This window comes from Acinetobacter sp. A3, assembly GCF_012371415.1.
Lineage (GTDB): Bacteria > Pseudomonadota > Gammaproteobacteria > Pseudomonadales > Moraxellaceae > Acinetobacter.
The window spans coordinates 36,346-57,778 of sequence record NZ_JAAZQW010000004.1; the positions used below are offsets into that span (position 1 = coordinate 36,346).

General features: G+C 40.8%; 22 protein-coding genes. 11 read left to right on the forward strand and 11 right to left on the reverse strand.

Features of this window, described 5'->3' with window-relative positions; genetic code table 11:
* Positions 1 to 46 precede the first annotated feature (46 nt).
* The 4 genes from HHA42_RS02665 (at position 47) to HHA42_RS02680 (ending at position 3,800) form a co-directional block, all read left to right on the forward strand.
* A complete protein-coding gene (locus tag HHA42_RS02665; RefSeq protein WP_104852090.1) occupies positions 47 to 1,234 on the forward strand; it encodes a phosphoglycerate kinase in 1,188 nt (395 codons plus the stop codon).
* Positions 1,235 to 1,374: 140 nt separating this feature from the next.
* Positions 1,375 to 1,647: a hypothetical protein gene (locus tag HHA42_RS02670; RefSeq protein WP_104852089.1), complete on the forward strand. Its 273-nt coding sequence runs from the start codon at positions 1,375 to 1,377 to the stop codon at positions 1,645 to 1,647.
* Positions 1,648 to 1,784: 137 nt separating this feature from the next.
* Positions 1,785 to 2,822: a class II fructose-bisphosphate aldolase gene (fba, locus tag HHA42_RS02675; protein WP_004973298.1), complete on the forward strand. Its 1,038-nt coding sequence runs from the start codon at positions 1,785 to 1,787 to the stop codon at positions 2,820 to 2,822.
* Positions 2,823 to 2,939: 117 nt separating this feature from the next.
* A complete protein-coding gene (locus HHA42_RS02680) occupies positions 2,940 to 3,800 on the forward strand; it encodes an EamA family transporter (RefSeq protein ID WP_168525376.1) in 861 nt (286 codons plus the stop codon).
* A 304-nt stretch (positions 3,801 to 4,104) separates the two neighbouring features.
* Here HHA42_RS02680 and nfsB read toward each other — a convergent pair whose 3' ends face one another.
* A complete protein-coding gene (gene nfsB, locus HHA42_RS02685) occupies positions 4,105 to 4,758 on the reverse strand; it encodes an oxygen-insensitive NAD(P)H nitroreductase (protein WP_168525378.1) in 654 nt (217 codons plus the stop codon).
* Between the two features lie 242 nt (positions 4,759 to 5,000).
* Between nfsB and hpaI the strand changes: the two genes are divergently transcribed.
* On the forward strand, positions 5,001 to 5,795 hold the full coding sequence (hpaI, locus tag HHA42_RS02690) for a 4-hydroxy-2-oxoheptanedioate aldolase (protein WP_168417410.1): 795 nt from the start codon (positions 5,001 to 5,003) through the stop codon (positions 5,793 to 5,795).
* Positions 5,796 to 5,850: 55 nt separating this feature from the next.
* Here hpaI and HHA42_RS02695 read toward each other — a convergent pair whose 3' ends face one another.
* Both HHA42_RS02695 and HHA42_RS02700 read right to left on the reverse strand, forming a co-directional pair.
* On the reverse strand, positions 5,851 to 6,570 hold the full coding sequence (locus HHA42_RS02695) for a UDP-2,3-diacylglucosamine diphosphatase (RefSeq protein ID WP_168460654.1): 720 nt from the start codon (positions 6,568 to 6,570) through the stop codon (positions 5,851 to 5,853).
* Between the two features lie 110 nt (positions 6,571 to 6,680).
* Positions 6,681 to 7,190, reverse strand: a complete 510-nt coding sequence (locus HHA42_RS02700) for a peptidylprolyl isomerase (protein ID WP_019837255.1) — start codon at positions 7,188 to 7,190, stop codon at positions 6,681 to 6,683.
* A 206-nt stretch (positions 7,191 to 7,396) separates the two neighbouring features.
* Between HHA42_RS02700 and HHA42_RS02705 the strand changes: the two genes are divergently transcribed.
* The gene (locus tag HHA42_RS02705; protein WP_168525380.1) at positions 7,397 to 9,121 is read left to right on the forward strand and encodes a glutamine--tRNA ligase/YqeY domain fusion protein; all 1,725 of its coding nucleotides are present in this window, start codon (positions 7,397 to 7,399) and stop codon (positions 9,119 to 9,121) included.
* 137 nt (positions 9,122 to 9,258) lie between these two features.
* On the opposite strand, the gene HHA42_RS02710 is transcribed toward HHA42_RS02705, so the two are convergent.
* A complete protein-coding gene (locus tag HHA42_RS02710) occupies positions 9,259 to 9,792 on the reverse strand; it encodes a lecithin retinol acyltransferase family protein (protein WP_168417501.1) in 534 nt (177 codons plus the stop codon).
* Positions 9,793 to 9,930: 138 nt separating this feature from the next.
* Between HHA42_RS02710 and HHA42_RS02715 the strand changes: the two genes are divergently transcribed.
* The gene (locus tag HHA42_RS02715; protein WP_168460655.1) at positions 9,931 to 10,680 is read left to right on the forward strand and encodes a phosphodiester glycosidase family protein; all 750 of its coding nucleotides are present in this window, start codon (positions 9,931 to 9,933) and stop codon (positions 10,678 to 10,680) included.
* Positions 10,681 to 10,712: 32 nt separating this feature from the next.
* Here HHA42_RS02715 and HHA42_RS02720 read toward each other — a convergent pair whose 3' ends face one another.
* The 4 genes from HHA42_RS02720 to HHA42_RS02735 all read right to left on the reverse strand — a co-directional run bounded on the left by HHA42_RS02720 (position 10,713) and on the right by HHA42_RS02735 (position 13,605).
* A complete protein-coding gene (locus HHA42_RS02720) occupies positions 10,713 to 10,961 on the reverse strand; it encodes a hypothetical protein (protein WP_168525382.1) in 249 nt (82 codons plus the stop codon).
* A gap of 236 nt (positions 10,962 to 11,197) precedes the next feature.
* Positions 11,198 to 11,422 carry a hypothetical protein gene (locus tag HHA42_RS02725; RefSeq protein ID WP_168417406.1) on the reverse strand — a complete coding sequence of 75 codons (225 nt, stop codon included), beginning with the start codon at positions 11,420 to 11,422 and terminating at the stop codon, positions 11,198 to 11,200.
* A 241-nt stretch (positions 11,423 to 11,663) separates the two neighbouring features.
* Positions 11,664 to 12,746, reverse strand: coding sequence for a tRNA (uridine(54)-C5)-methyltransferase TrmA (gene trmA, locus HHA42_RS02730; protein ID WP_168460658.1), 1,083 nt, complete (start codon positions 12,744 to 12,746; stop codon positions 11,664 to 11,666).
* Positions 12,747 to 12,903: 157 nt separating this feature from the next.
* Complete coding sequence (locus HHA42_RS02735) at positions 12,904 to 13,605, reverse strand: Sir2 family NAD-dependent protein deacetylase (protein ID WP_168525384.1); 702 nt, start codon at positions 13,603 to 13,605, stop codon at positions 12,904 to 12,906.
* A gap of 270 nt (positions 13,606 to 13,875) precedes the next feature.
* Here HHA42_RS02735 and HHA42_RS02740 point away from each other — a divergent pair, with 270 nt between their 5' ends.
* Positions 13,876 to 15,117 carry an acyl-CoA dehydrogenase gene (locus HHA42_RS02740; protein WP_168525386.1) on the forward strand — a complete coding sequence of 414 codons (1,242 nt, stop codon included), beginning with the start codon at positions 13,876 to 13,878 and terminating at the stop codon, positions 15,115 to 15,117.
* Between the two features lie 62 nt (positions 15,118 to 15,179).
* On the opposite strand, the gene HHA42_RS02745 is transcribed toward HHA42_RS02740, so the two are convergent.
* Both HHA42_RS02745 and HHA42_RS02750 read right to left on the reverse strand, forming a co-directional pair.
* Positions 15,180 to 16,088, reverse strand: a complete 909-nt coding sequence (locus tag HHA42_RS02745) for an alpha/beta hydrolase (protein ID WP_168525388.1) — start codon at positions 16,086 to 16,088, stop codon at positions 15,180 to 15,182.
* A 128-nt stretch (positions 16,089 to 16,216) separates the two neighbouring features.
* Entirely contained in the window at positions 16,217 to 16,768 is a 552-nt protein-coding gene (locus tag HHA42_RS02750) for a PadR family transcriptional regulator (RefSeq protein ID WP_168417401.1), read from the reverse strand.
* A 133-nt stretch (positions 16,769 to 16,901) separates the two neighbouring features.
* Between HHA42_RS02750 and HHA42_RS02755 the strand changes: the two genes are divergently transcribed.
* The 3 genes from HHA42_RS02755 (at position 16,902) to HHA42_RS02765 (ending at position 20,670) form a co-directional block, all read left to right on the forward strand.
* The gene (locus HHA42_RS02755) at positions 16,902 to 18,926 is read left to right on the forward strand and encodes an NADPH-dependent 2,4-dienoyl-CoA reductase (protein WP_168525390.1); all 2,025 of its coding nucleotides are present in this window, start codon (positions 16,902 to 16,904) and stop codon (positions 18,924 to 18,926) included.
* A 124-nt stretch (positions 18,927 to 19,050) separates the two neighbouring features.
* Entirely contained in the window at positions 19,051 to 19,464 is a 414-nt protein-coding gene (locus HHA42_RS02760) for a nuclear transport factor 2 family protein (RefSeq protein WP_168460663.1), read from the forward strand.
* Positions 19,465 to 19,554: 90 nt separating this feature from the next.
* Positions 19,555 to 20,670, forward strand: a complete 1,116-nt coding sequence (locus tag HHA42_RS02765) for an alpha/beta fold hydrolase (protein WP_168525392.1) — start codon at positions 19,555 to 19,557, stop codon at positions 20,668 to 20,670.
* 138 nt (positions 20,671 to 20,808) lie between these two features.
* Here HHA42_RS02765 and HHA42_RS02770 read toward each other — a convergent pair whose 3' ends face one another.
* Positions 20,809 to 21,222, reverse strand: coding sequence for an internalin (locus HHA42_RS02770; protein WP_168460665.1), 414 nt, complete (start codon positions 21,220 to 21,222; stop codon positions 20,809 to 20,811).
* Between the last annotated feature and the right edge of the window lie 211 nt (positions 21,223 to 21,433).

The window sequence follows — 21,433 nt, forward strand, 5'->3', positions numbered from 1 at the left end:
ATCATTTAAAATCGTGGCGTTTTGATATCAATAAAGTGAGCTATACATGAACTTTCAGCGTATGACTGACCTCGATTTAGCAGGTAAGCGTGTCCTTATTCGTGAAGATTTAAACGTCCCTGTTAAAAATGGTGTGATCACCAGCGATGCACGTTTACGTGCGGCATTGCCAACGATTCAAGCTGCTGTTGCCAAAGGTGCGGCAGTGATGGTGTATTCTCACTTAGGTCGTCCCGTTGAAGGTGAGCCAAAAGCTGAACAATCTTTAGCGCCTGTGGCTGCGTATTTAACCCAAGCTTTGGGTCAAGATGTCCAACTCATCACTGACTATTTAGAGGGTGTGGAAGTTGCACCGGGTCAAGTGGTTTTATTAGAAAACTGCCGTTTTAACCACGGTGAAAAGAAAAACAACCCTGAGCTTGCAGCAAAATATGCAGCATTGTGTGACGTATTTGTGATGGATGCTTTTGGTACGGCACACCGTGCAGAAGCATCAACCGAAGGCGTAGCACGTTTAGCACCAGTTGCAGCAGCAGGCCCATTGCTTGCCGCTGAATTGGATGCACTAGGTCGTGCTTTAAAAACACCTGAAAAACCAATGGTGGCAATTGTTGCAGGTTCTAAAGTATCGACTAAGTTAGATGTATTGACATCATTGTCTGATATTTGTGATCAACTTATTGTAGGTGGCGGTATTGCCAATACCTTCTTAGCTGCAGCAGGCTATAACGTGGGCAAATCATTATGCGAAAATGATTTGATTGACACTGCAAAAGCAATTGCTGCAAAAGTTTCAGTACCATTACCAACCGATGTTGTGGTTGCTGATGCGTCTGAAATCAACTTTGAAGATTTCTTAGGCTCATTGGCTCAAGCGAAAGCCACTGTAAAAAAAGTTGAAGATGTTGCTGACAACGACATGATTTTGGATGTTGGTCCTGAAACAGCGAAAGCATTTGCAGAAATTTTAAAAACTTCAAAAACAATTCTTTGGAATGGTCCAGTGGGCGTATTTGAAGTAGATCAATTTGGTGAAGGAACCAAAGCACTTTCATTGGCAATTGCTGAATCTGCAGGTTTCTCGATTGCAGGTGGTGGTGACACGCTCGCTGCGATTGACAAGTACGAAGTTGCAGACAAAATTGGTTATATCTCTACAGGTGGTGGTGCTTTCCTTGAATTTGTAGAAGGTAAAACCTTACCTGCAGTTGCGGTTTTATTAGAACGTGCTTAATTGTTGATTATTCAACAAAACTGCACAAAAGGTTGACTTCGGTCAACCTTTTTTATTGTGGGTCATAGCACAGTCATAAAAATGTCATAAATATGCAATAAAATTAGTCTTAATGAATGACCTAACTGTAGGAAATGATGATGATTCAAAAACTAACACTTGCTGCTTTAATCGCTGCATCTTTAGCCTTGACTGCTTGTGCAAAAAAAGAAAGTGCACCTGCGACTGAAACTGATGCATCTTCTGCAGTTGTAGATAACGCACAAGTAACCCCAGAACAACAAGCAGCAATTGATGCGATTGACCAACCTGTTATGGATGAAGGCAACACTGATATTCCTGAAGACGTTGCAAATGCACCTGCTGATGCTGCGACTGCAGACACAGAAGTTGCTGCTTCTGAAGCGCAATAAGTGCTGAAAAATAAAGAATTGTTGTAATTTGTTTAAAAGTCCCTGCTATGCAGGGATTTTTTTTTGAAAAAGATGATTTGTTGCTGAATTGAAACAAATCACAGGGTAGAATAACCAGCATTATTTGGGAGGATATTATGGCTCTTATTTCATTGCGCCAGCTCTTGGATCATGCCGGCGAACATGCATACGGCGTTCCAGCGTTTAACGTCAACAACTTAGAACAAATGCGCGCAATTATGTTAGCCGCAGATGCAACCAACTCACCTGTCATTGTTCAAGCTTCTGCAGGTGCGCGTAAATATGCGGGTGCACCTTTCTTGCGTCACCTGATTTTGGCTGCAATTGAAGAATGGCCACATATTCCAGTGGTTATGCACCAAGACCATGGTACTAGCCCTGACGTATGTCAACGTTCAATTCAACTTGGTTTTTCATCAGTCATGATGGACGGTTCGCTTGGTGAAGATGGTAAAACACCAACATCGTATGAATACAACGTAGAAGTGACTCGTCGTACGGTTCAAATGGCGCATGCATGTGGTGTGTCAGTTGAAGGTGAAATTGGTTGCTTGGGTAGCCTAGAAACAGGTATGGCAGGTGAAGAAGATGGTGTAGGTGCAGAAGGTGTACTTGACCATTCTCAATTGTTAACCTCTGTTGAAGAAGCGCGTAGCTTTGTGGCAGATACCAATGTAGATGCTTTGGCAATTGCAGTGGGTACTTCTCACGGTGCGTACAAGTTTACTCGTCCACCTACAGGCGATATTCTTGCAATTGACCGCATTAAAGAAATTCATGCAGCATTGCCAAATACACACCTTGTAATGCATGGTTCTAGTTCTGTGCCACAAGAATGGTTGGCTGTAATTAACCAGTATGGCGGCGACATCAAAGAAACTTATGGTGTACCTGTTGAGCAATTGGTTGAAGCCATCAAACATGGTGTGCGTAAAATCAACATCGACACAGATTTGCGTTTAGCGTCTACAGGTGCAATGCGCCGTATGATGGCAGAACAGCCAAGCGAATTTGACCCACGTAAATTCTTCGCCAAAACTGTAGATGCAATGAAACAAATTTGTATCGACCGTTATGAAGCATTTGGTACTGCAGGCAATGCAGACAAAATTCGCCCAATTTCTTTAGAGAAAATGGTTGAACGCTACAAATAATGCTTAATTTTCATTAAGAATATAAAAGCCCACAACAATTGTGGGCTTTTTACTGATGCAATAGCAAACTGAATAAAGAACAAAAACAATGATTGAAAACCAATATTCGAGCGTGTCATGGAACTGATTATTGCCGCTGCTTTTTGTAGTGTACTGGTGTCTATTTTACTGAAAGTTTGCAAAACACAGGGCTTTAGACCCATGCAAATGATTACTTGGAATTATGTCAGTGCCAGTATTTTGTGTTTCTATTGGTTTAAACCCAATTTAGTTCATATTTCAATACAGCAAACACCATGGCTGCTCATTCTTAGTTTAGGTGTGCTACTGCCTAGCGTGTTTTTAGCCCTAGCCAAGTCTTTAGACAGTGCTGGAATTTTAAAAACAGAAATTGCACAGCGTTTGTCTGTGGTGCTGTCTTTGGCTGCGGCATATTTTGTTTTTCAGGAAAAATTTACTCAATTAAAACTTGCTGGCATAGTATTAGGCATTGTTGCCGTCTTATGTATTTTATATTCACATCGTGCTGCAGGGCAGTCCTCTAAAGCATTACAGGGTGTTTTATACTTGGCTTGTGTCTGGGTAGGCTATGCTTTAATAGATGTGTTGCTTAAATACACCACAGGCTTGGGGCTTCAGTTTGCAGTAACCCTGAATCTGATGTTTATCTGCGCATTTGTTTTATCTGTTGGTTATATTTTGCTGCACGAGAAAACTATTGGCAATGTGCGTAATATCAGTGCAGGTCTAATTTTAGGTGCACTGAATTTTGCCAATATCGCTTTGTATGTCAAAGCCCACATGCTGCTCAAAGACAGTCCTGCACTTGTCTTTGCCAGCATGAATATTTTAGTCGTGGTATTTGGAGTCATCAGTGGTTTGTTGTTCTTCAAAGAAAAACTAAAAACATCGACCACACTCGGGTTAATTTTTGCCGTGCTTAGTGTACTTTGCCTCGCTTATGCCATGACGGTTTAAAATAACTGAATATAAAACTGAAAGGGTGTCGCACTAAATCTGCAGTTTCTGCAAGACCGTGCAACATTGTCGTTTTATGGCAAATTGGGCAGCATACAGTTTGATGATTGGCTATCGCTTGATGTAAATACAGTTTTTTGCAGCGTTTACATTCCAGTTTTAGTGGCATTGCAGGTAAATTAAGCATCATACACCTCGTTTTTATTTTGATAGAGATTGAGCACTTACTGTCTATATAGATATTGCAAAATTCAGACCAAAAAATAGGGACAAATTTTGTCCCTAGCGTTATCGCATTTTTATTTTACAGTTGCGTGAAAATCTCTGTTTTATCTAGGCGTGATTTAGGTAGCTTGGCATTAAAATCTTGTTCACTACGATAGCCCAAGCATAGTAAAACTGAAGGAATCAGTCCTTGTTCAGCCAGTTGCAGTTCTTGCGTTAAAATTGCTTCATCAAAACCACCAATTGGTGTGGCATCAATACCTTCAACGCCTGCAGCCAAAAGCATTTGCCCAAGTGCAATAAACGTTTGGTTTTCAGCCCAACGCTGAATATCACCTTTTTCATTGCGGTAGTAATCGACATAACCTGTGCGGCTGTCTTTTTGACCTTGCTTGGCTGTTTCATCTTTAAAACGTCCACTAGCAGCATCCTGATTCAATAAATTTTCAAGATGCAGGTCGCTAATGTCGGCTTTAGTACAAAACAAAATGGTGTGGGATGAATCCAGTACTTTTGGTGCGTTATAGGCATATTTACCGACTAAGGCTTTGGCAATGCGTTGTTTGGCATCGGTATGATCTGCAATAAAAAAATGCCATGGCTGAATGTTAATTGAAGATGGTGCTAAACGCAGAATTTCTAATAAACGCTCAAATTGTGCTGCAGGAATGCTGCGACTCGCATCATACGCTTTGGTTGTGTAGCGAGTTTGAGCAATATTTAATAAATCCATGAATCATCTCCATTCAAAGGTAATTTGTTCTGGCAGGTTTAGTTGAAAATCTTAACATGCCAGAGCAGGTGAGCGGAACGAACCCATGCCGTATTTATGTGCTATAAAGCGGAGAGGTGTGCAATCAAGCGATTTAAACTTAGTGTTAAATTTAATCATGCTAGACGTTTTTGCTATTGGTTGTTTATTGCAAATAGGCGTTAAATATAAAGTTGCAAATGGTGCATCCCGAAGGTGTATGGATGGAATATATCAATTATTTTAAGCGTAAACTGAAAACCCAGCAGCAAATTGGTTTATGGGTGGGGTTGGCAGATGCTTACGGCACTGAAATTGCCGCCAATGCAGGCTATGACTGGCTATTAATTGATGGTGAACATGCACCAAGTGATTTAAGAACCACCTTGTCACAATTGCAAAGTATCGCTGCTTATCCATCACAAGCGGTGGTACGCCCGCCTATAGGCAGTGTGCAACTGATTAAACAATTGTTAGATATTGGCGCACAAACTTTATTAATTCCAATGGTCGAAACCGTTGAACAAGCCGAATTGATGGTAAAAGCAGTACGCTATCCACCAGAAGGAGTACGAGGCGTAGGTGCAGCTTTAGCACGCGCAACGCGCTGGAACAGTATTCCAAATTATTATGCAACAGCACATGAAAATATTTGTTTATTGATTCAGATTGAATCAGTGACTGGTTTAGAAAATCTGGATGATATTTTAAACATAGAGGGCATCGACGGTGTATTTATTGGTGCGGTCGATTTATCAGCCACTATGGGCTATGAAGGTAATCCGAACCACCCAGAAGTACAAGCTGCTGTGGTAGATGCAATTCAGCGGATTCGCGCAGCAGGTAAAGCGGCAGGTATTTTATCGACCCAGCATGAAGTGACTCAAAAATATTTGGATTTAGGCACAGAATTCGTGGCAGTTGGGGTAGATACCAGCGTATTGATGAATTCATTGCGTGAATTACTGGCTAAATATAAAGCGGATGCGGAAGTCATTCAGTCTGAAGGCGGCTATTAATTCGAAGCAAATTTCCCTTTGTATAAATGACTTGTATGTAATGGGGATATTGAAATTAATATTTCCACGTGCTGAGTTGCCAATCTTGTAATTCTTGAGAGGGTTCAATTTCTAAAATCTGTGCCGCATCTTTGCGCCAGTCACCCAACACAATTCTGGGTTTACCATGTTCGTTATGAATGTTTGGGCGATGTGTATGCCCATGAATTAACACATCGGCATCTTGTAAGGCTTGTGCAACGGCATCAGCATTTACATCCATAACGTCATAACTTTTGACTTGATTGGCCTGTTGGCTTTTTTTACGGAAACCTTGTGCAAGCTTTTGCCGAAAAGCGAGCGGAGTTTTCTTTAAGATGCCTAAAATGATGGGATTACGAATAATTTTACGGAATTTTTGATAGGACACATCATCGGTACACAGTGCATCGCCATGTTCTATACGTATATAGTGTGAGCCAATTTGAAGGGTGTGTACATCGGGCAGGAGTTGCCCAGAAAACTGATCTAGAAATTTTTGTCCTAAGGCAAAATCACGATTGCCCACAATAAAATAAATTTGATTACCTGCATGGGTGAATTGTTTTAACTGCACAATGATTTCATCTAACCATGTCGCGGTGTAATCATCGCCAATCCATGCATTAAACCAGTCACCCAATATGTAAAGCTGGGTGTTTTTATGCTCATAAGCATGCAGCAAATCTAAAAACCCCCGAACTAGTCGAGGGTGATCAGGTGACAAGTGTAAATCTGCGATAAACAAATAAGTCACTATCTTTTCCTTTTCGTACTCTTATCAGCCCCATCTAACAGGAGGGGCTGTGCCGATGCTGCTATTTTAAAGTGATGCTTTAAAACAGATGCACAAAGCAGAGAAGACGTTTATTCAGAAATGATTTTTGCAGATTCAATCACAACATTTTCTAGTGGAACATCTGCATGGTAGCCACGGTTACCTGTACGCACGCCTTTGATCGCATCTACAACGTCCATGCCTTCAACCACTTTGCCAAATACGGCATAGCCCCAACCTTGTGCAGTTTTGCCGGTGTGGTTTAAGAACGAGTTGTTTTTAACGTTAATAAAGAATTGCGCAGAAGCAGAGTGAGGTGCTTGAGTACGTGCCATTGCAATTGTACCAACATCATTGCTTAAGCCGTTGTCTGCTTCGTTTTCAATTGCATCACGTGTTGCTTTTTCTTTGAAGTTCTCATCCATGCCACCGCCTTGGATCATGAAACCATCAATAACACGGTGGAAAATTACACCGTCATAAAAACCATCACGAACGTATTCTAAGAAGTTAGCAACTGTAATTGGTGCTTTTTCAGCGTTCAATTCTAAAACAATACGACCTTTATTGGTGTTTAATTCGACTTGAGGAAAACTCATTGTGTAATCTCCTAAACATGGACACGAATGCCATGGGTTTTTTGGTTGAGAGAAGCATAAGCAAACTGTAAACTACAAGGCAAGTAAAAACGTTATTTTCTTTGTTAAAAACAAGGAAAAGCGTTCCAATGGGTGATGAATGCTTCACTGATGAAGTTTTTGCAACCCAGTTAATTCAATTTTATTTTAGAAGTGATTTTATTGCTATGAAGCCAAATGATGTTGTTGCATCTCTGCCAAACACCCCGACACCAAGTTCAAATGCCTCTGTCGATGCTGTGCAGCAAGAACAACAGCCGGGCTTGGACTTTATACGTCAAGTCATTACCGATGATATTGCGGCTGGTCGCACTCAACAGGTTGTGACACGTTTTCCGCCTGAGCCGAATGGTTATTTGCATATTGGTCACGTGAAAGCTATTTGCTTGAACTTTGGTATCGCAGAAGAATATCAAGGGGTGTGTAACTTACGTTTTGACGACACCAACCCAGATGCAGAAGAACAAGAATATGTAGATGGTATTGCCAATGATGTGAAGTGGCTTGGTTTTGAATGGAATGGCGAGCCACGCTACGCCTCAAGCTATTTTGATCAATTATATGCTTGGGCTGTTCAGTTGATTGAACAAGGCGATGCCTATGTCGATTTGCAAACTCCAGATGAAATTAAGCTAAACCGTGGTTCTTTTGTAGAGTCAGGCAAGAACTCGCCATACCGTGATACCTCTGTGGCAGAGAACTTGGCTTTATTTGAAAAAATGCGCAATGGCGAATTGGGTGAAGGTCAGGCAGTACTCCGTGCCAAAATTGATATGGCCTCTCCAAACGTACACATGCGTGACCCGATTTTGTATCGTGTTTTACATTCATCGCATCACCAAACGGGCGATAAATGGAAAATGTACCCAATGTATGACTATGCGCATCCATTATCCGATGCTATTGAAGGCATTACCCATTCATTGTGTACTTTAGAGTTCCAAGACCATCGTCCATTCTATGATTGGGTGGTGGAAAAAGTGAAATCTGAGGCTGTACCGCATCAGTATGAATCTAGCCGTTTGAACATCGATTACACCATCACCTCAAAGCGTAAATTGCGTAAATTGGTTGAAGGTGGTTTTGTAAATGGTTGGGATGACCCACGTATGCCAACTGTGGTGGGTATGCGTCGTCGTGGTTTTACTCCAGAAGGTTTGCGTGATTTCTGTAAGCGTGTGGGTGTATCTAAGTCGGATGGTATTGTGGATGTAGCAATGCTTGAATACTGTATCCGTCAGTCTTTGGAAAATACCGCAGCACGTGGCATGGTGGTGCTAAATCCGCTTAAAGTGACTTTGACCAACTTGCCTGAAGCACTCGATTTAGTCCATGCTCGTCATCCAAATGTAGATATGGGCGAGCGTACGATTCCTTTAACATCAGAAATTTACATTGATCGTAAAGACTTTGAAGAAGTGCCACCTAAAGGTTTTAAGCGTTTAGTGCCAGAAGGTGAAGTACGTTTACGTCACGCCTATGTGATTAAATGTGATGAAGTGATTAAAGATGCCAGCGGTGAAGTGATTGAACTGAAATGTTCAATTGACCCAGAAACTTTGGGTAAAAACCCAGAGGGGCGTAAAGTGAAAGGCGTGATTCACTGGGTATCTGCAACGAAAGGTGTAGCAGCAGAAGTCCGTTTATATGATCGCTTATTTACCGAATCTGACCCAGAAGTGGGCGATGATTTCTTGGCGAATTTAAACCCTGAATCATTAACCGTGGTTCAAGCCATTGTTGAACCTGCTTTGGCAACAGCACAACCTGAAGATCGTTTCCAGTTTGAACGCGAAGGTTACTTCGTTGCAGATCAGTATGATCACAGTGCTGAAAAACCAGTGTTTAACCGTATTTTAGACTTAAAAGACAGCTTTAAACCTGGAAAATAAGCTACATTTCTAATTTTAGTAAATGTTGTAAAAGCCCAACTTTGTTAATCCAAGTTGGGCTTTTTTATAGCAGGAAATCGAATAGATTTGGGACTTGTGTTAAGCATCATAAAATAGCGATTTGGAAAGATAAGCACTTAGCGGTTTTTATGCTGTTCCTGCTTCATCAGTATTTGTGGTAACTGCATTTTAGCTTTATCACGCAGTTTTTTCTTAATATACAGAACCAGTGCAAAGCAAGTGGTAGTGAGCGTGAGCAGCATACTGTTCATGTAGCTCATCAGTGAACTGACATAACCAATCGTGGTTAAACGATCCATCATCTTAAACACTTGAGGGCTGCTTTCTACACCTGTAATGGCCCAGGTACATAAGTGTTCGCAGTTATTGATAATTAGATGATAGTTATTTTCATGCATTCTGGAACGCATACGACGTACCACTTTACGCCCTTTATATTTGGCTGCATGGTAGCTTTGTACTTTAATTTCTTTGCCGTGACTAAACTTTTCAATACTGGTCATTTCAATCGGGTGCTTTTTGAAAAGATGTGCAAAACCCGAATAGTGAATCACGCGCCCACGTCCAGCATAGATACCATGATGGCTATAGCCGAAGTGTTTCACAATTAAATGTGCCCCTAAAGGAAATCGTGTTTTCTGCTTGAGCATTGTACGTTTGACCAATAAAGTAACATGAGTAAAGAAATAAGAAGAGGGTTTATAGTGTACTGTGTCTGAGGTAAATATGCGATAACCCATTCAGATATATGCACAATTTGTAACATAGCGATGGCAGGAGCTAGTAGAATGAAAAATATATTTTACTGCATGATACTGAGTAGTCTGCTGCTTAGTACTGTGGTGCAAGCAGGGATACGTGCATGGACTGTAAAAGATGCGCATATTGATGTAGATGTCGTTGAGATTAGTCGTTTGCAGCATTTGCGCTTATATCTGAATGATCTAAATGTAAAACCGTTTAAGCAAATCTCACAGCTGCAACAGGCTTTAGCATCTTGTGAGAAATTACAATTTGCGATGAATGCAGGTATGTTTCATCATAATTATCGCCCTGTGGGGCTGTATATTGAGCAAGGGCAACAAATTCAGAAATTAAACAGGCAGCAGCAAGGTTGGGGGAATTTTTTGATTCAGCCAAATGGTGTATTGGCTTGGAATCGGCAGCAAATTTTCTTGGGTACGACCCAGCAATATGCAGATCAAAACTTTGCAGCAAGTTATGCTACCCAATCGGGGCCTATGTTGGTTATCAACAATCAGTTAAATTCACGTTTTCTTGCAGATAGTCAGTCTTACAAAATTAGAAATGGTGTAGGTATGAAAAACCAGCGTTTGTATTTTGTTATAAGCAATACACCTGTGACTTTTTATCAATTTGCTAGGTTTTTTAAAGACCAGCTGAAAACCCCAAACGCTTTGTATTTAGATGGCTCTATTTCTACAGCGTACATTCCACAATTACAGCGTCAGGTTGCTATACACCGTGACTTGGGGCCTATATTTGCCTATATCGACTCAACTACTTGTGGGGCGTGATTGTTTTGAACAAGCGCTTTAAAGCTCTCATGCTATTGAGGAATGAAGCCTAAAGCAGTGTTCTGCATGCTACAAATTTTGGCAGCCTCATCAGCCTTCATATTTTTGACTTCATCTTCAAATTGCTTTTTCTGCTGTTTGAGTTGTTCATCTGAAATCCCCATTTTTTTAGCAAAATTTTCCATTTTCTCCCAAGTCTCAGCACATTCTTTAGGCATTGGGCTGCATGCGCTAAAACTGAGAGATATGAGTACAAAACAGGCAAGTTTGGTTTTTTTCATGGTGTGATGCTCTGAATTTGAATTATTGGGGGTATGGCAGTGCGTTGTTTGTTTTTAGAAATACTACCGTAGGATTGTGAAAATAAGATTGGCTAGAATTAAGCTGAATGGAATTTTTATGCAAGCTAGCGCATTGCGTGCGTTACAAAATTATTTGGCAGATTGATTTTTAGTATTGAAGTTTTGGTATTAAAAAAGGCACTTAGTTAAACTAAATGCCTTTTTGTCATATTCCATTACTGGAATGGTAGATGCTGGAGTTCATTCAACTCTTTGCGGCTAAAACCTCGCGATGCGAGAACCTTCTTAATTCCGATAATCACATCTTCATCGGTCGCTTTGGTTAAAGCGTCGAGAAGTTGTTCATTCGTCTTGCAAGAGCAATCATTTTCAACACAAGCAATTTGATTTTTATGCTCGTTTTGCTGTTCTGCAGAGAACAACTTTTGCCAAAAACTCATAGAGCCTTCATTCACAACCTAACATAGATCGAAATATAGCCAATATAAAAAATAAATCAAGTCGACCTAAGTGATAAAAGCAGCAAACGACTTGCAGAATTTTCGATGATATTGCATTTTCTTAACGAAATTATGACAGTTAAAGTGCTTGTAATTCTTTAACTGATTCATTTACATCGTTATATTTACAAAGCTAAGAAAACTCATCTTGTAAATATGGGTGAATATTGCAACAAATTGTTTAAATCTTTTCCAGTAAAACCCCAGATTCAACATGGTGGGTGTATGGGAACTGATCAAACAGTGCAAATTGGGTCACTTTATGGCTTTGACACAAGGTTTTTAAATTGTCATGCAAAGTGTCAGGATTACATGAAATATAAATAATACGCTTAAATCGTTGTAATAATTTTAAAGTCGCATCATCTATACCTGCACGTGGTGGATCGACAAAGACTGTATCAAAATCATAACTTGAGATTTCAATTTCAGCTTCTTGCAAACGGCGGAATTCACGTTCGCCATTATAGGCTTGGGTAAATTCCTCTGCAGATAAACGTGCCACCTGAATATTCTCAATCTGGTTTTGCTCAATATTCCATTGTGCTGCATATACAGATGATTTTGCCAGTTCAGTTGCTAATACACGACGAAAACGAGTCGATAATGGCAGGGTAAAGTTGCCGTTACCACAGTATAGTTCCAGTAAATCTTGTTCTGAATGCTTGGCTACCGTGCATGCCCATTCCAGCATTTTTTGGCAGACCTGAGCATTGGGTTGGGTAAAACTACTTTCAATTTGTTTATAAGTATAAGCCCGATCAAAAACCTGTAACTGTTCAACCACATATTCATCCGACAATACAAATTTTTGCCCACGACTACGGCCAATCAATTTAATTTTTAATTCAGCTGCAAGGTCTTTTGCGGCAAGTTCCCAATCTTGTTCGAGTTTACGGTGGTAAAGCAATGACACCAACATTTCACCACTTAAGGTTGCTAAAAAATGCACCTCAAATAAACGGGTAGATAATGCTGGATTGGCTTTAATTGCAGTCAAAAGTTTGGGCATCAAGACGTTAATGCTGTGATCTGCAATTGGAAACTCATCAATGCGAATCACATTTTTTTGTTTATCTTCACTGCGTTCAAACATGGCATAAAACAGGTCATCTTCTGTGTGCCAAATTCGGAATTCTGCACGCATACGGTAATGCTGTTCAGGTGATGCAAATACTTGTAAAGCAGGCGGTTCAAATTCGGAAAATTGGGCAGAAATACGGGCAACTTTTGCATCAAGCTGTTGCTGATAAGATGAGGTCATATGCAGTAAACATCACAAACACAGAGAAAAAGTGATGGTAACAAAGTTTTAATGAGATACCTAAAACTATTGTAAAAATGATGCATCAGATGTCAGGAATAGCCTAAGCAAATTTTTGACATCTAGCACAGATTAAATTTCAAATGGTGTAATTACTTTAGTTTTGCTGTAATTGTTTAAATAACTGCTGCATAGCTTCTGTTGCTGTGAGTGCGATACGCTGAAATTGTACAGGAAGCTTGGCTTGCATAGCTTTAGGGTCAATATAATAAGCCTGACAATTCTTTGGAATTTCATGCACCAAACCTGCAACAGGGTAAACCACTAGACTGGTGCCAATCACAATAAAAATATCAGCATCTTGAACTAGATCAATCGCGTCTCCATACGCAGGAACAGCTTCACCAAACCAAACTACGTGTGGACGTAAAGGGTAGCCTTGCGGGCAAATATCACGTTCTAAATCTAGCGAGTCACCTTGTATCGGGAAAAATTCGGTGGTGTATTGTGCGCTTGGTCCAGAACTTTTAGCCAAGCGGATATTGCCATGCAAATGTAAAACTTCCGAACTGCCTGCACGTTCATGCAAATCATCAATATTTTGTGTGATCACTTGCACATCAAAATCATCTTCAAGTTCAGCAATTAACTGATGTGCTAAATTGGGCTGCGCATCAAGAATGTTCTTGCGTCTTTCGTTGTAAAAGCGCTGCACCAATGCAGGATTTTTAGCCCACGCCTCTGGACTAGCTACATCTTCAACACGGTGTTTTTCCCATAAGCCATCACTATCTCTAAAAGTATTGATCCCGCTTTCAGCACTCATACCTGCACCCGAAAAGACCACTAATTTACGCATGTTTTATTCTCATGATGGACTATTTGAATTGAGTATAAGTTCTCAAAATAGAAACACAAATCCAGCACTTATTTTTACGAGTTTTAAGTATCTAAATATTTAAAGCAGGATTAACTTGAATTTTTCTTAATAAGTGAATACTGGTTCACTTTTCTTCTCATTACTGCATTTTAATGTTAGAACATAACGTATTGCTCAGACCATTTTACGCAATACAAGATTAAAATAGGGATGAGCCATGTTTGAACAAAATAATGCGCAGAGGATGCCATGTCACAACAGAATTCACCGTCTAATCACACGCCAACAAGCCATAACAAGAAAGTAAATTTTGACTGGAAAGATCCATTTTTATTGGAGCAACAACTGACAGAAACAGAGCGTATGATTCGTGACAGTGCCTATGCGTATTGTCAGGAGAAATTACTACCACGTGTGCGTGATCAGTTCAGACATGAAACAGTAGATCGCACAATATTTCGTGAAATGGGAGAGCTTGGCTTGTTAGGCCCCACCATTCCTGAACAATATGGTGGAGCAGGTTTAAGTTATGTCAGTTACGGCCTAATTTCACGAGAAATAGAGCGGGTCGATTCAGGCTATCGCTCTATGGCAAGTGTGCAAAGTTCTTTGGTGATGGTGCCGATATATGAATTTGGTAGTGAAGCACAAAAGCAAAAATATTTACCTAAATTGGCATCGGGGGAATGGGTCGGTTGTTTTGGTCTGACTGAACCCGATTTTGGCTCTGACCCTGGCAGCATGAATAGCCGTGCACATAAAGTTGCAGGGGGTTACCGTTTGCAGGGTGCAAAAATGTGGATTACCAACAGCCCAATTGCCAATGTATTTGTGGTGTGGGCAAAAGAAGTGTCTGCAGATGGGCAGGTGGGCGATATTCGTGGCTTTATTTTGGAAAAAGGTTGGCAGAGGCTTTCAACTCCGACCATTCATGGCAAAGTCGGTTTGCGTGCCTCAATTACTGGTGAAATTGTCATGGATGATGTATTTGTACCTGAAGAGAATCTTTTACCACACGTACGTGGTTTAAAAGGGCCATTCACCTGTTTGAACAGTGCACGTTATGGTATTGCATGGGGTGCTATGGGGGCGGCTGAATTCTGTTGGCATACTGCACATCAATACACAATGGATCGGATCCAGTTTGGGCGTCCTTTGGCAGCAAATCAACTAATTCAAAAGAAACTTGCCGATATGCAAACTGAAATTGCGCTGGGTTTACAGATTGCATTGCGTTTTGGTCGTATGAAAGATGAAGGCATTGCTTCACTTGAAGGAACATCACTGATTAAGCGTAACAACTGCGGTAAAGCATTGGAGATTGCACGGATGGCGCGCGATATGTTAGGTGGTAATGGTATTAGCGATGAATATGGCGTAGCGAGGCATTTGGTCAATTTGGAAGTTGTAAATACCTATGAAGGCACGCATGATGTGCATGCCTTGATTTTAGGGCGTGCGCAAACAGGTATTGCCGCTTTTGCAAATTAAGGTGTACTGTGGAGCGAAACTACGGTGTAAAATGTCGCAATACATTTTCCACGGTTTTTATTTTAGGGATTTAGCTTTAAAAACTGGGCAATTTCCTGACTGAATTTCAGTGGCTCAGTTAATAAAGGCGTATGCCCCGATTGGTGAAATAGTACCTGTTTAGCATTTGGCATACGCTCCATCACTTGGCGTTGCCCCTCAGCCGCATAGAGGGTTGATTGTGCCCCTGTAAAAAACAGGGTTGGGCAACTGAGCCGACTCAATGCGTCGCGGTAATCTTCTTGATGGTGTAAATAATTGTCGATATACCAACGTAAATAATCTAGGCGTTGCGTAGGTAAAATATAACGTTGCAAAACAGGGCGCTTAACCGCCAGTTTAAATAAAAAAGGACTAATTTTATTGCTGGCTTGTAGCTCAATAAATTGTAGCCAGAGTTCCACCAAGTTTTTACGTTGCAATACATCCATTTGCTGAATATGGGTATATTCGGCATGCTGATGTAAAAACTCGGACAGATGAATTAATAATGCTTTAAATTGCTGATGCTTATCGCCAAATAAACCATAGGGCCAGTTTTCATCTACCCCAATTTTAGGTGCTTGGTCAATTTGCAAATAGCTGTTTAAATGCGAACCCAGTTGCCCATATTGCATGCCATGCATGGCTGTGGTTGCGCCCATCGAGTAACCAATCAGTTTAAACTGTTGTAGGTTTTGCTGTTGAATCAAGCTGTTTAAATCTTGCCAATGACTAGAAATGGCATCTAACGCTGGAACAGCACATTGATCTGAACCGCCAAAACCACGCCAGTCTGGAATAATGAAGCGATACTGCTTTTTATGTTGATATAGAAACGGCAACCATTGCCAACTGTGCATGCCCAAACCTGAAAGTACAACCACAGGCTCACCTTGACCAAATTCACGTACAAATAGGGCTTCGCCATCGGGCATGCGGTAAAAAGGCATCAGCATTTCCTTGTATGGTTGTGGTTAAAGATGCGTTATTCTTTATAGCATAGCCTGATCATTTCTGTATGGTGATTGGCTTTAATTTAATAATTCAAAGGATTACTCATCATTCCAAAAATCTGCATTTAATGTGAGTTATCAGCATCAAATTTTTTAAGTTCAGGAATGACCTTTTCCAACCATTCAATCCAGCCAATTTCTTGATCTATTCCGAGCTGTAAAATCATTTTATGAATATATAGGGTGCGGTTGTTAGCTGGTGCTTGGCGAAAATCTTTGGAAAAAATTTGTTGATAAGTATGTAACTTGGCTTTGTGTAATACCAAATGGCGCTCTAGTTCAGGCAATACACTGTTGCCACCAAGTTGAGCTTCGGCACGTAAACGCACCATCAGTTCTTCACGTAATTGTGCAGGCGGACTTTGTTCGACCATCCAGTTTGCCAATTCCTGTCGCCCTAAAGCTTCTACTTGATAGGTTTTACTGCGACTACTGGAATCTTCATCTTCAAGGGTGGAAATCCAGCCTTTTTTTAGCATGCTATTTAGTTCGCGGTAAATTTGTTGATGAGTCGCATTCCAGAAAAAGCCCATAGAGCGGTCAAAACGGCGTGCCAATTCAATGCCATTACTGGGTTTTTCAATCAGACTGGTCAATAAAACGTGAGCGAGCGACATAAACAGAACAACTTTATTTTTTCAGCTTTAATTATGCAACATGTTGCATAAAAATCAAATCTAGAATATAAAAGTATGCAACAAGTTGCATTAAGCATAAAACAGCCAGCATTTTTGCCAGCAGGGAGATTCTATGTCTAGCTATCCATACTTACTTGCGCCTTTAGATTTAGGCTTTACCACTTTAAAAAATCGAGTCTTAATGGGGTCTATGCACGTGGGGCTTGAAGAAGCACCGGGTGGATACGAACGCATGGCAGCTTTTTATGCAGAGCGTGCCAAAGGTGGAGTGGGGCTGATTGTTACAGGCGGTATTTCACCCAATGATGCTGGATTAACCTTTGCAGGCGGCAATAAACTCGACACCCGTCAAGAAGCAGAAAAACACAAAGTAGTGACACAGGCTGTGCATGATGCAGGCGGCAAAATTGCCTTACAGATTTTACATACAGGGCGTTATTCTTATCAGCCTGATATTGTTGCACCTTCTGCAATTCAGGCGCCGATTAACCCAAGTAAACCACATGCTTTAACTTCGGCAGAAGTACAGCAAACCATTGCAGACTTTGTGAACTGTGCCAAATTGGCACAATACGCAGGTTATGATGGTGTCGAAATCATGGGCTCGGAAGGGTATTTAATTAACGAATTTATTGCTGCACGTACTAACCACCGTGATGATGAATGGGGCGGTAGTTATGAAAACCGCATCCGTTTTCCAATTGAAATCGTAAAACGTACCCGTGCTGAAGTTGGTGAAAATTTCATTATTATTTACCGCTTGTCAATGCTGGACTTGGTCGAAGGCGGTTCAAGCTTTGAAGAAGTGGTGCAATTGGCACAAGCGATTGAAAAGGCTGGTGCGACTATTATCAATACAGGAATCGGCTGGCATGAAGCACGTATTCCAACCATTGCCACAAAAGTACCGCGTGCAGCCTTTACATGGGTCACAGAAAAATTAAAAGGCTTGGTTAAAGTACCTTTAATTACCTCAAACCGTATTAATACCCCAGAAATGGCAGAATACGTATTGGCAGCAGGACATGCCGATATGGTGTCTATGGCACGTCCAATGCTAGCCGATGCGTTCTTTGTACAAAAAGCAGAGCAAGGACGTAGTGATGAAATTAATACTTGTATTGGATGTAACCAAGCCTGTTTAGACCATATTTTCTCTATGAAAATTGCTTCATGTTTGGTTAATCCACGTGCTTGCCATGAAACAGAACTGATTTTTAAAGAAGCGACTCAAACTAAAAATATTGCGGTGATTGGCGCTGGGCCTGCGGGTTTAAGCTTTGCGACCTATGCTGCAGAACGAGGTCATCAGGTCACCATTTTTGAAGCATCTAACCAAATTGGTGGACAATTCAATATTGCCAAAACCATTCCGGGCAAAGAAGAGTTTTATGAAACTTTGCGCTATTTCAAGCGTCAAATCGAGTTGCAACCGAATATTAAATTGCAACTGAATCATCCTGCGACTTTTGAGCAACTAGAAAATTCTTCATTTGATGAAATTGTAGTAGCAACTGGGGTAACACCACGCCAGCTTGATATTCCAGGCATCAATCATCCTAAAGTATTGTCATATATTGAGGTGCTGAAAGAGCGTAAACCTGTAGGGCAACGAGTCGCAATTATTGGTGCAGGTGGTATTGGTTTTGATACTGCGGAATATTTAAGCCATGAAGGTGAAAGTGGCAGTTTAAACCCTGAAAAATTCTATGATGAATGGGGGATTGATACCAATTATGCGCAGGTTGGTGGACTTAAAAAAGCTAATGTAGAAGCTTCACCGCGTCAAATTTATTTGCTGCAACGTAAAGCATCGTCAGTGGGTGCAGGCTTGGGCAAAACCACAGGCTGGATTCATCGTACAGGTTTAAAAAACCGTAACGTAAATATGATTGCAGGTGCAAGCTATGACCTAATTGATGATCAGGGCTTACACGTTACCGTGAATGGTCAAAGTACTGTGCTAGAAGTAGATCATGTGGTGATTTGTGCAGGGCAGGAGTCTTACACTGCGATGTACGAGCAATTACAAGCAGCAGGTAAAAACGTGCATTTAATTGGTGGCGCCAAAGAAGCAGGCGAGTTGGATGCTAAACGTGCGATTCGTCAGGGTGCTGAATTGGCCGCAACAATCTAGACAATTTTAGCGCTTTATATTTGCTTGGTTCTTTTTAGGAGTGGGGCAGTATAAAGCGTCTGCTCCTTCGGAACAAAATTTTTATTTTATAGATTGAAATATTCAAATTTATAAGGAAATCATAATGAGTCTGGAAACAACACAACAAGCCGTGCAGCGTTGGCATGAAATGCTGCAAAACCGTGATATGTCTATTTTAAGTGAGCTACTGGCAGATGAAGTGGTATTTCGTTCTCCTGTTGCCTATCAACCTTATGCGGGCAAACAAGTTGTATTTTTTATTTTGACCAATGTAATACAGGTCTTTGAAAACTTTACTTATCACCGTGAATTTTATTCACAAGATGGTTGCAATGTTGTACTTGAATTTTCTGCCAATGTGGGAGATAAGAAGTTAAAAGGGATTGATATGATCCAGTTTAATACACAAGGACAAATTGTGGATTTTGAAGTAATGATTCGCCCGAAAAGTGGTTTAGAGGCTTTAGCTGTACAAATGGGACAGCGTATGGCGGCCTTTATGCCAGCCGAAAAGTAAAATAATGCGTGTGTATGGCAGTGTGGTTTGTTTTAGAAATCGGTTTTCGGGTGGACATGCTTAAAAATACATGTATTGCTTGGGAGTAAAATGATGTCTACATTACAAAAAATAGCGCAAATTACACAAGCTGTATTAGATCAAGTTACAGGCGCAGACTTACCTACCTTGTATTATCACCCGCATGGAGAAATCCGTCGGGTGCTAGATAAATTGCCACAACTGAAAGAAAAATACCGTCCGACGCCGTGGTTATCTAACACACATGCGCATCTTTTATATTTTGATTTAATTAAAAAGAAAACCATTCGCCAGCAGTATGATCGGGTCGATCAACTAACTATGCAGGATGGTGGTGTCACCGCAGTGGCTTGGGTCGGTTATGACCTGCCTGTAGATACACCTACAATTGTGTTGATGCATACTATTACTGGGTCTTTAGAAAGTATGCGTGAATTGGTGCGAGATTTACACCAACAAACCCAATGGCGGATTGCTTTATGTCTACGCCGTGGGCATGGCAATTTACCGATGCCTGTACCGCAAATTAATCTATTTGGTTCAACCCATGATTTGCGTGAACAAATCGAATTTATTCAGCAGCAATTTCCACAATCAGAATTATATGCTGTTGGTTCATCGGCAGGCACCGGTTTGCTGGTACGTTACTTGGGTGAAGAAGGGGAGCAAGCCCCGTTTAAGGCGGCATTTGCACTCTGCCCAGGATATAACACGGAGTCAGGCTTTCAGCATGTGCATCCTTTTTACAGTAAGGTGATGACCAAAAAGCTGCTCAAATTTTTTATTCAGCCGCATCAGCACATTTGGCAAAATGTGAAATCTTTGTCGCAAGTTTTAAGTGCAACCACTTTGGCGGAGTTTGAAAAAGCCTATTTTGAATTGGCAGGATTTGAAGATTACGACAGCTATACGCAGGCAATTAATCCAATTTATGTGTTTGAGAATGTCAAAATTCCACTCATGGTTTTAAATGCGGAAGATGATCCTGTATGTCATATTAAGAACTTTGATCCTTATAAAGAAACCATTCAAAACATGCCAAATATTATGGTGGTGACTACCCGTAAAGGTAGCCATTGTGGTTTTTATGAAGGTGTTGGGTTTACCAAATCATGGGCGTCACGTCTGATTGCTAATTATTTTAAAGTACAGTCAGAATTGCCACGACCTAACCCAATTCATTGATCATCTGATATAGCGCAGTAATTCAACCCATTAAAAAACCCAGCCATCAACAAGATGTACTGGGTTTTTAACATTGGACTTAGTTCAAAATTTAAATGGACTTGATTTGTAGTCTACACTTTCAAACTTGAATATGTCTTAGTTCTCAAGTGCTGGGGTTGCAGCAGCAATGGCAGCGGCAACTGCATCATCTTCAGATTGTGTGCCAGATGTATTGCTTGGACGTGCCTGAGTTGGCTTGTCTTCTGCAACAGGTGCTTCAGCTCTTGGAGCAGGTGCGGCAGCAGGTTGTGCAGGTGTTTCACGGCGAATTTCAGTCGTAGTATTCGCTGTTTCAGTACGTTCTACTTCTACATGTGCAGGCATTTCTGGTTCAGCATCTTCAATGCTTTCTACAGGTTCTAGTGGTTCAAATTGAGCAGTTTCAGTGGTTTGTTCAGTTTGAACTTCAACTTGCTCTTGCTCATCTTGCTTTGGCTGTTCTTTTTTAACACATGCAGTTACCAACAACGCCGTTGCAATTGCACCACAGATTAAAAGTTTCTTATTCATAATCGCACAAAATAAAAGATCGGATAGACGAGCGTATTATAGCAATAAAATGACAGATGAAAATCCTCTCAAGAAGTTCTAATTTTTTATTGGAAATGCTGATAGAATAACCAATTGTTTATTGTTCTATGAATTGATGCGGAATGACTTTGCTTTATTGGTGCAGAGTAAAGTAAAATTGCGCAACATTGTAGGCCTATTTAGGCTCGAT

Coding starts and splice junctions, on each gene's coding strand:
- HHA42_RS02665 (WP_104852090.1), top strand. CDS start 47: ATGAACTTTCAGCGTATGACTGACCTCGATTTAGCAGGTAAGCGTGTC.
- HHA42_RS02670 (WP_104852089.1), top strand. CDS start 1,375: ATGATTCAAAAACTAACACTTGCTGCTTTAATCGCTGCATCTTTAGCC.
- fba (WP_004973298.1), top strand. CDS start 1,785: ATGGCTCTTATTTCATTGCGCCAGCTCTTGGATCATGCCGGCGAACAT.
- HHA42_RS02680 (WP_168525376.1), top strand. CDS start 2,940: ATGGAACTGATTATTGCCGCTGCTTTTTGTAGTGTACTGGTGTCTATT.
- nfsB (WP_168525378.1), bottom strand. CDS start 4,758: ATGGATTTATTAAATATTGCTCAAACTCGCTACACAACCAAAGCGTAT.
- hpaI (WP_168417410.1), top strand. CDS start 5,001: ATGGAATATATCAATTATTTTAAGCGTAAACTGAAAACCCAGCAGCAA.
- HHA42_RS02700 (WP_019837255.1), bottom strand. CDS start 7,190: ATGAGTTTTCCTCAAGTCGAATTAAACACCAATAAAGGTCGTATTGTT.
- HHA42_RS02705 (WP_168525380.1), top strand. CDS start 7,397: ATGAAGCCAAATGATGTTGTTGCATCTCTGCCAAACACCCCGACACCA.
- HHA42_RS02710 (WP_168417501.1), bottom strand. CDS start 9,792: ATGCTCAAGCAGAAAACACGATTTCCTTTAGGGGCACATTTAATTGTG.
- HHA42_RS02715 (WP_168460655.1), top strand. CDS start 9,931: ATGAAAAATATATTTTACTGCATGATACTGAGTAGTCTGCTGCTTAGT.
- HHA42_RS02720 (WP_168525382.1), bottom strand. CDS start 10,961: ATGAAAAAAACCAAACTTGCCTGTTTTGTACTCATATCTCTCAGTTTT.
- HHA42_RS02725 (WP_168417406.1), bottom strand. CDS start 11,422: ATGAGTTTTTGGCAAAAGTTGTTCTCTGCAGAACAGCAAAACGAGCAT.
- trmA (WP_168460658.1), bottom strand. CDS start 12,746: ATGACCTCATCTTATCAGCAACAGCTTGATGCAAAAGTTGCCCGTATT.
- HHA42_RS02735 (WP_168525384.1), bottom strand. CDS start 13,605: ATGCGTAAATTAGTGGTCTTTTCGGGTGCAGGTATGAGTGCTGAAAGC.
- HHA42_RS02740 (WP_168525386.1), top strand. CDS start 13,876: ATGTCACAACAGAATTCACCGTCTAATCACACGCCAACAAGCCATAAC.
- HHA42_RS02745 (WP_168525388.1), bottom strand. CDS start 16,088: ATGCCTTTTTACCGCATGCCCGATGGCGAAGCCCTATTTGTACGTGAA.
- HHA42_RS02750 (WP_168417401.1), bottom strand. CDS start 16,768: ATGTCGCTCGCTCACGTTTTATTGACCAGTCTGATTGAAAAACCCAGT.
- HHA42_RS02755 (WP_168525390.1), top strand. CDS start 16,902: ATGTCTAGCTATCCATACTTACTTGCGCCTTTAGATTTAGGCTTTACC.
- HHA42_RS02760 (WP_168460663.1), top strand. CDS start 19,051: ATGAGTCTGGAAACAACACAACAAGCCGTGCAGCGTTGGCATGAAATG.
- HHA42_RS02765 (WP_168525392.1), top strand. CDS start 19,555: ATGATGTCTACATTACAAAAAATAGCGCAAATTACACAAGCTGTATTA.
- HHA42_RS02770 (WP_168460665.1), bottom strand. CDS start 21,222: ATGAATAAGAAACTTTTAATCTGTGGTGCAATTGCAACGGCGTTGTTG.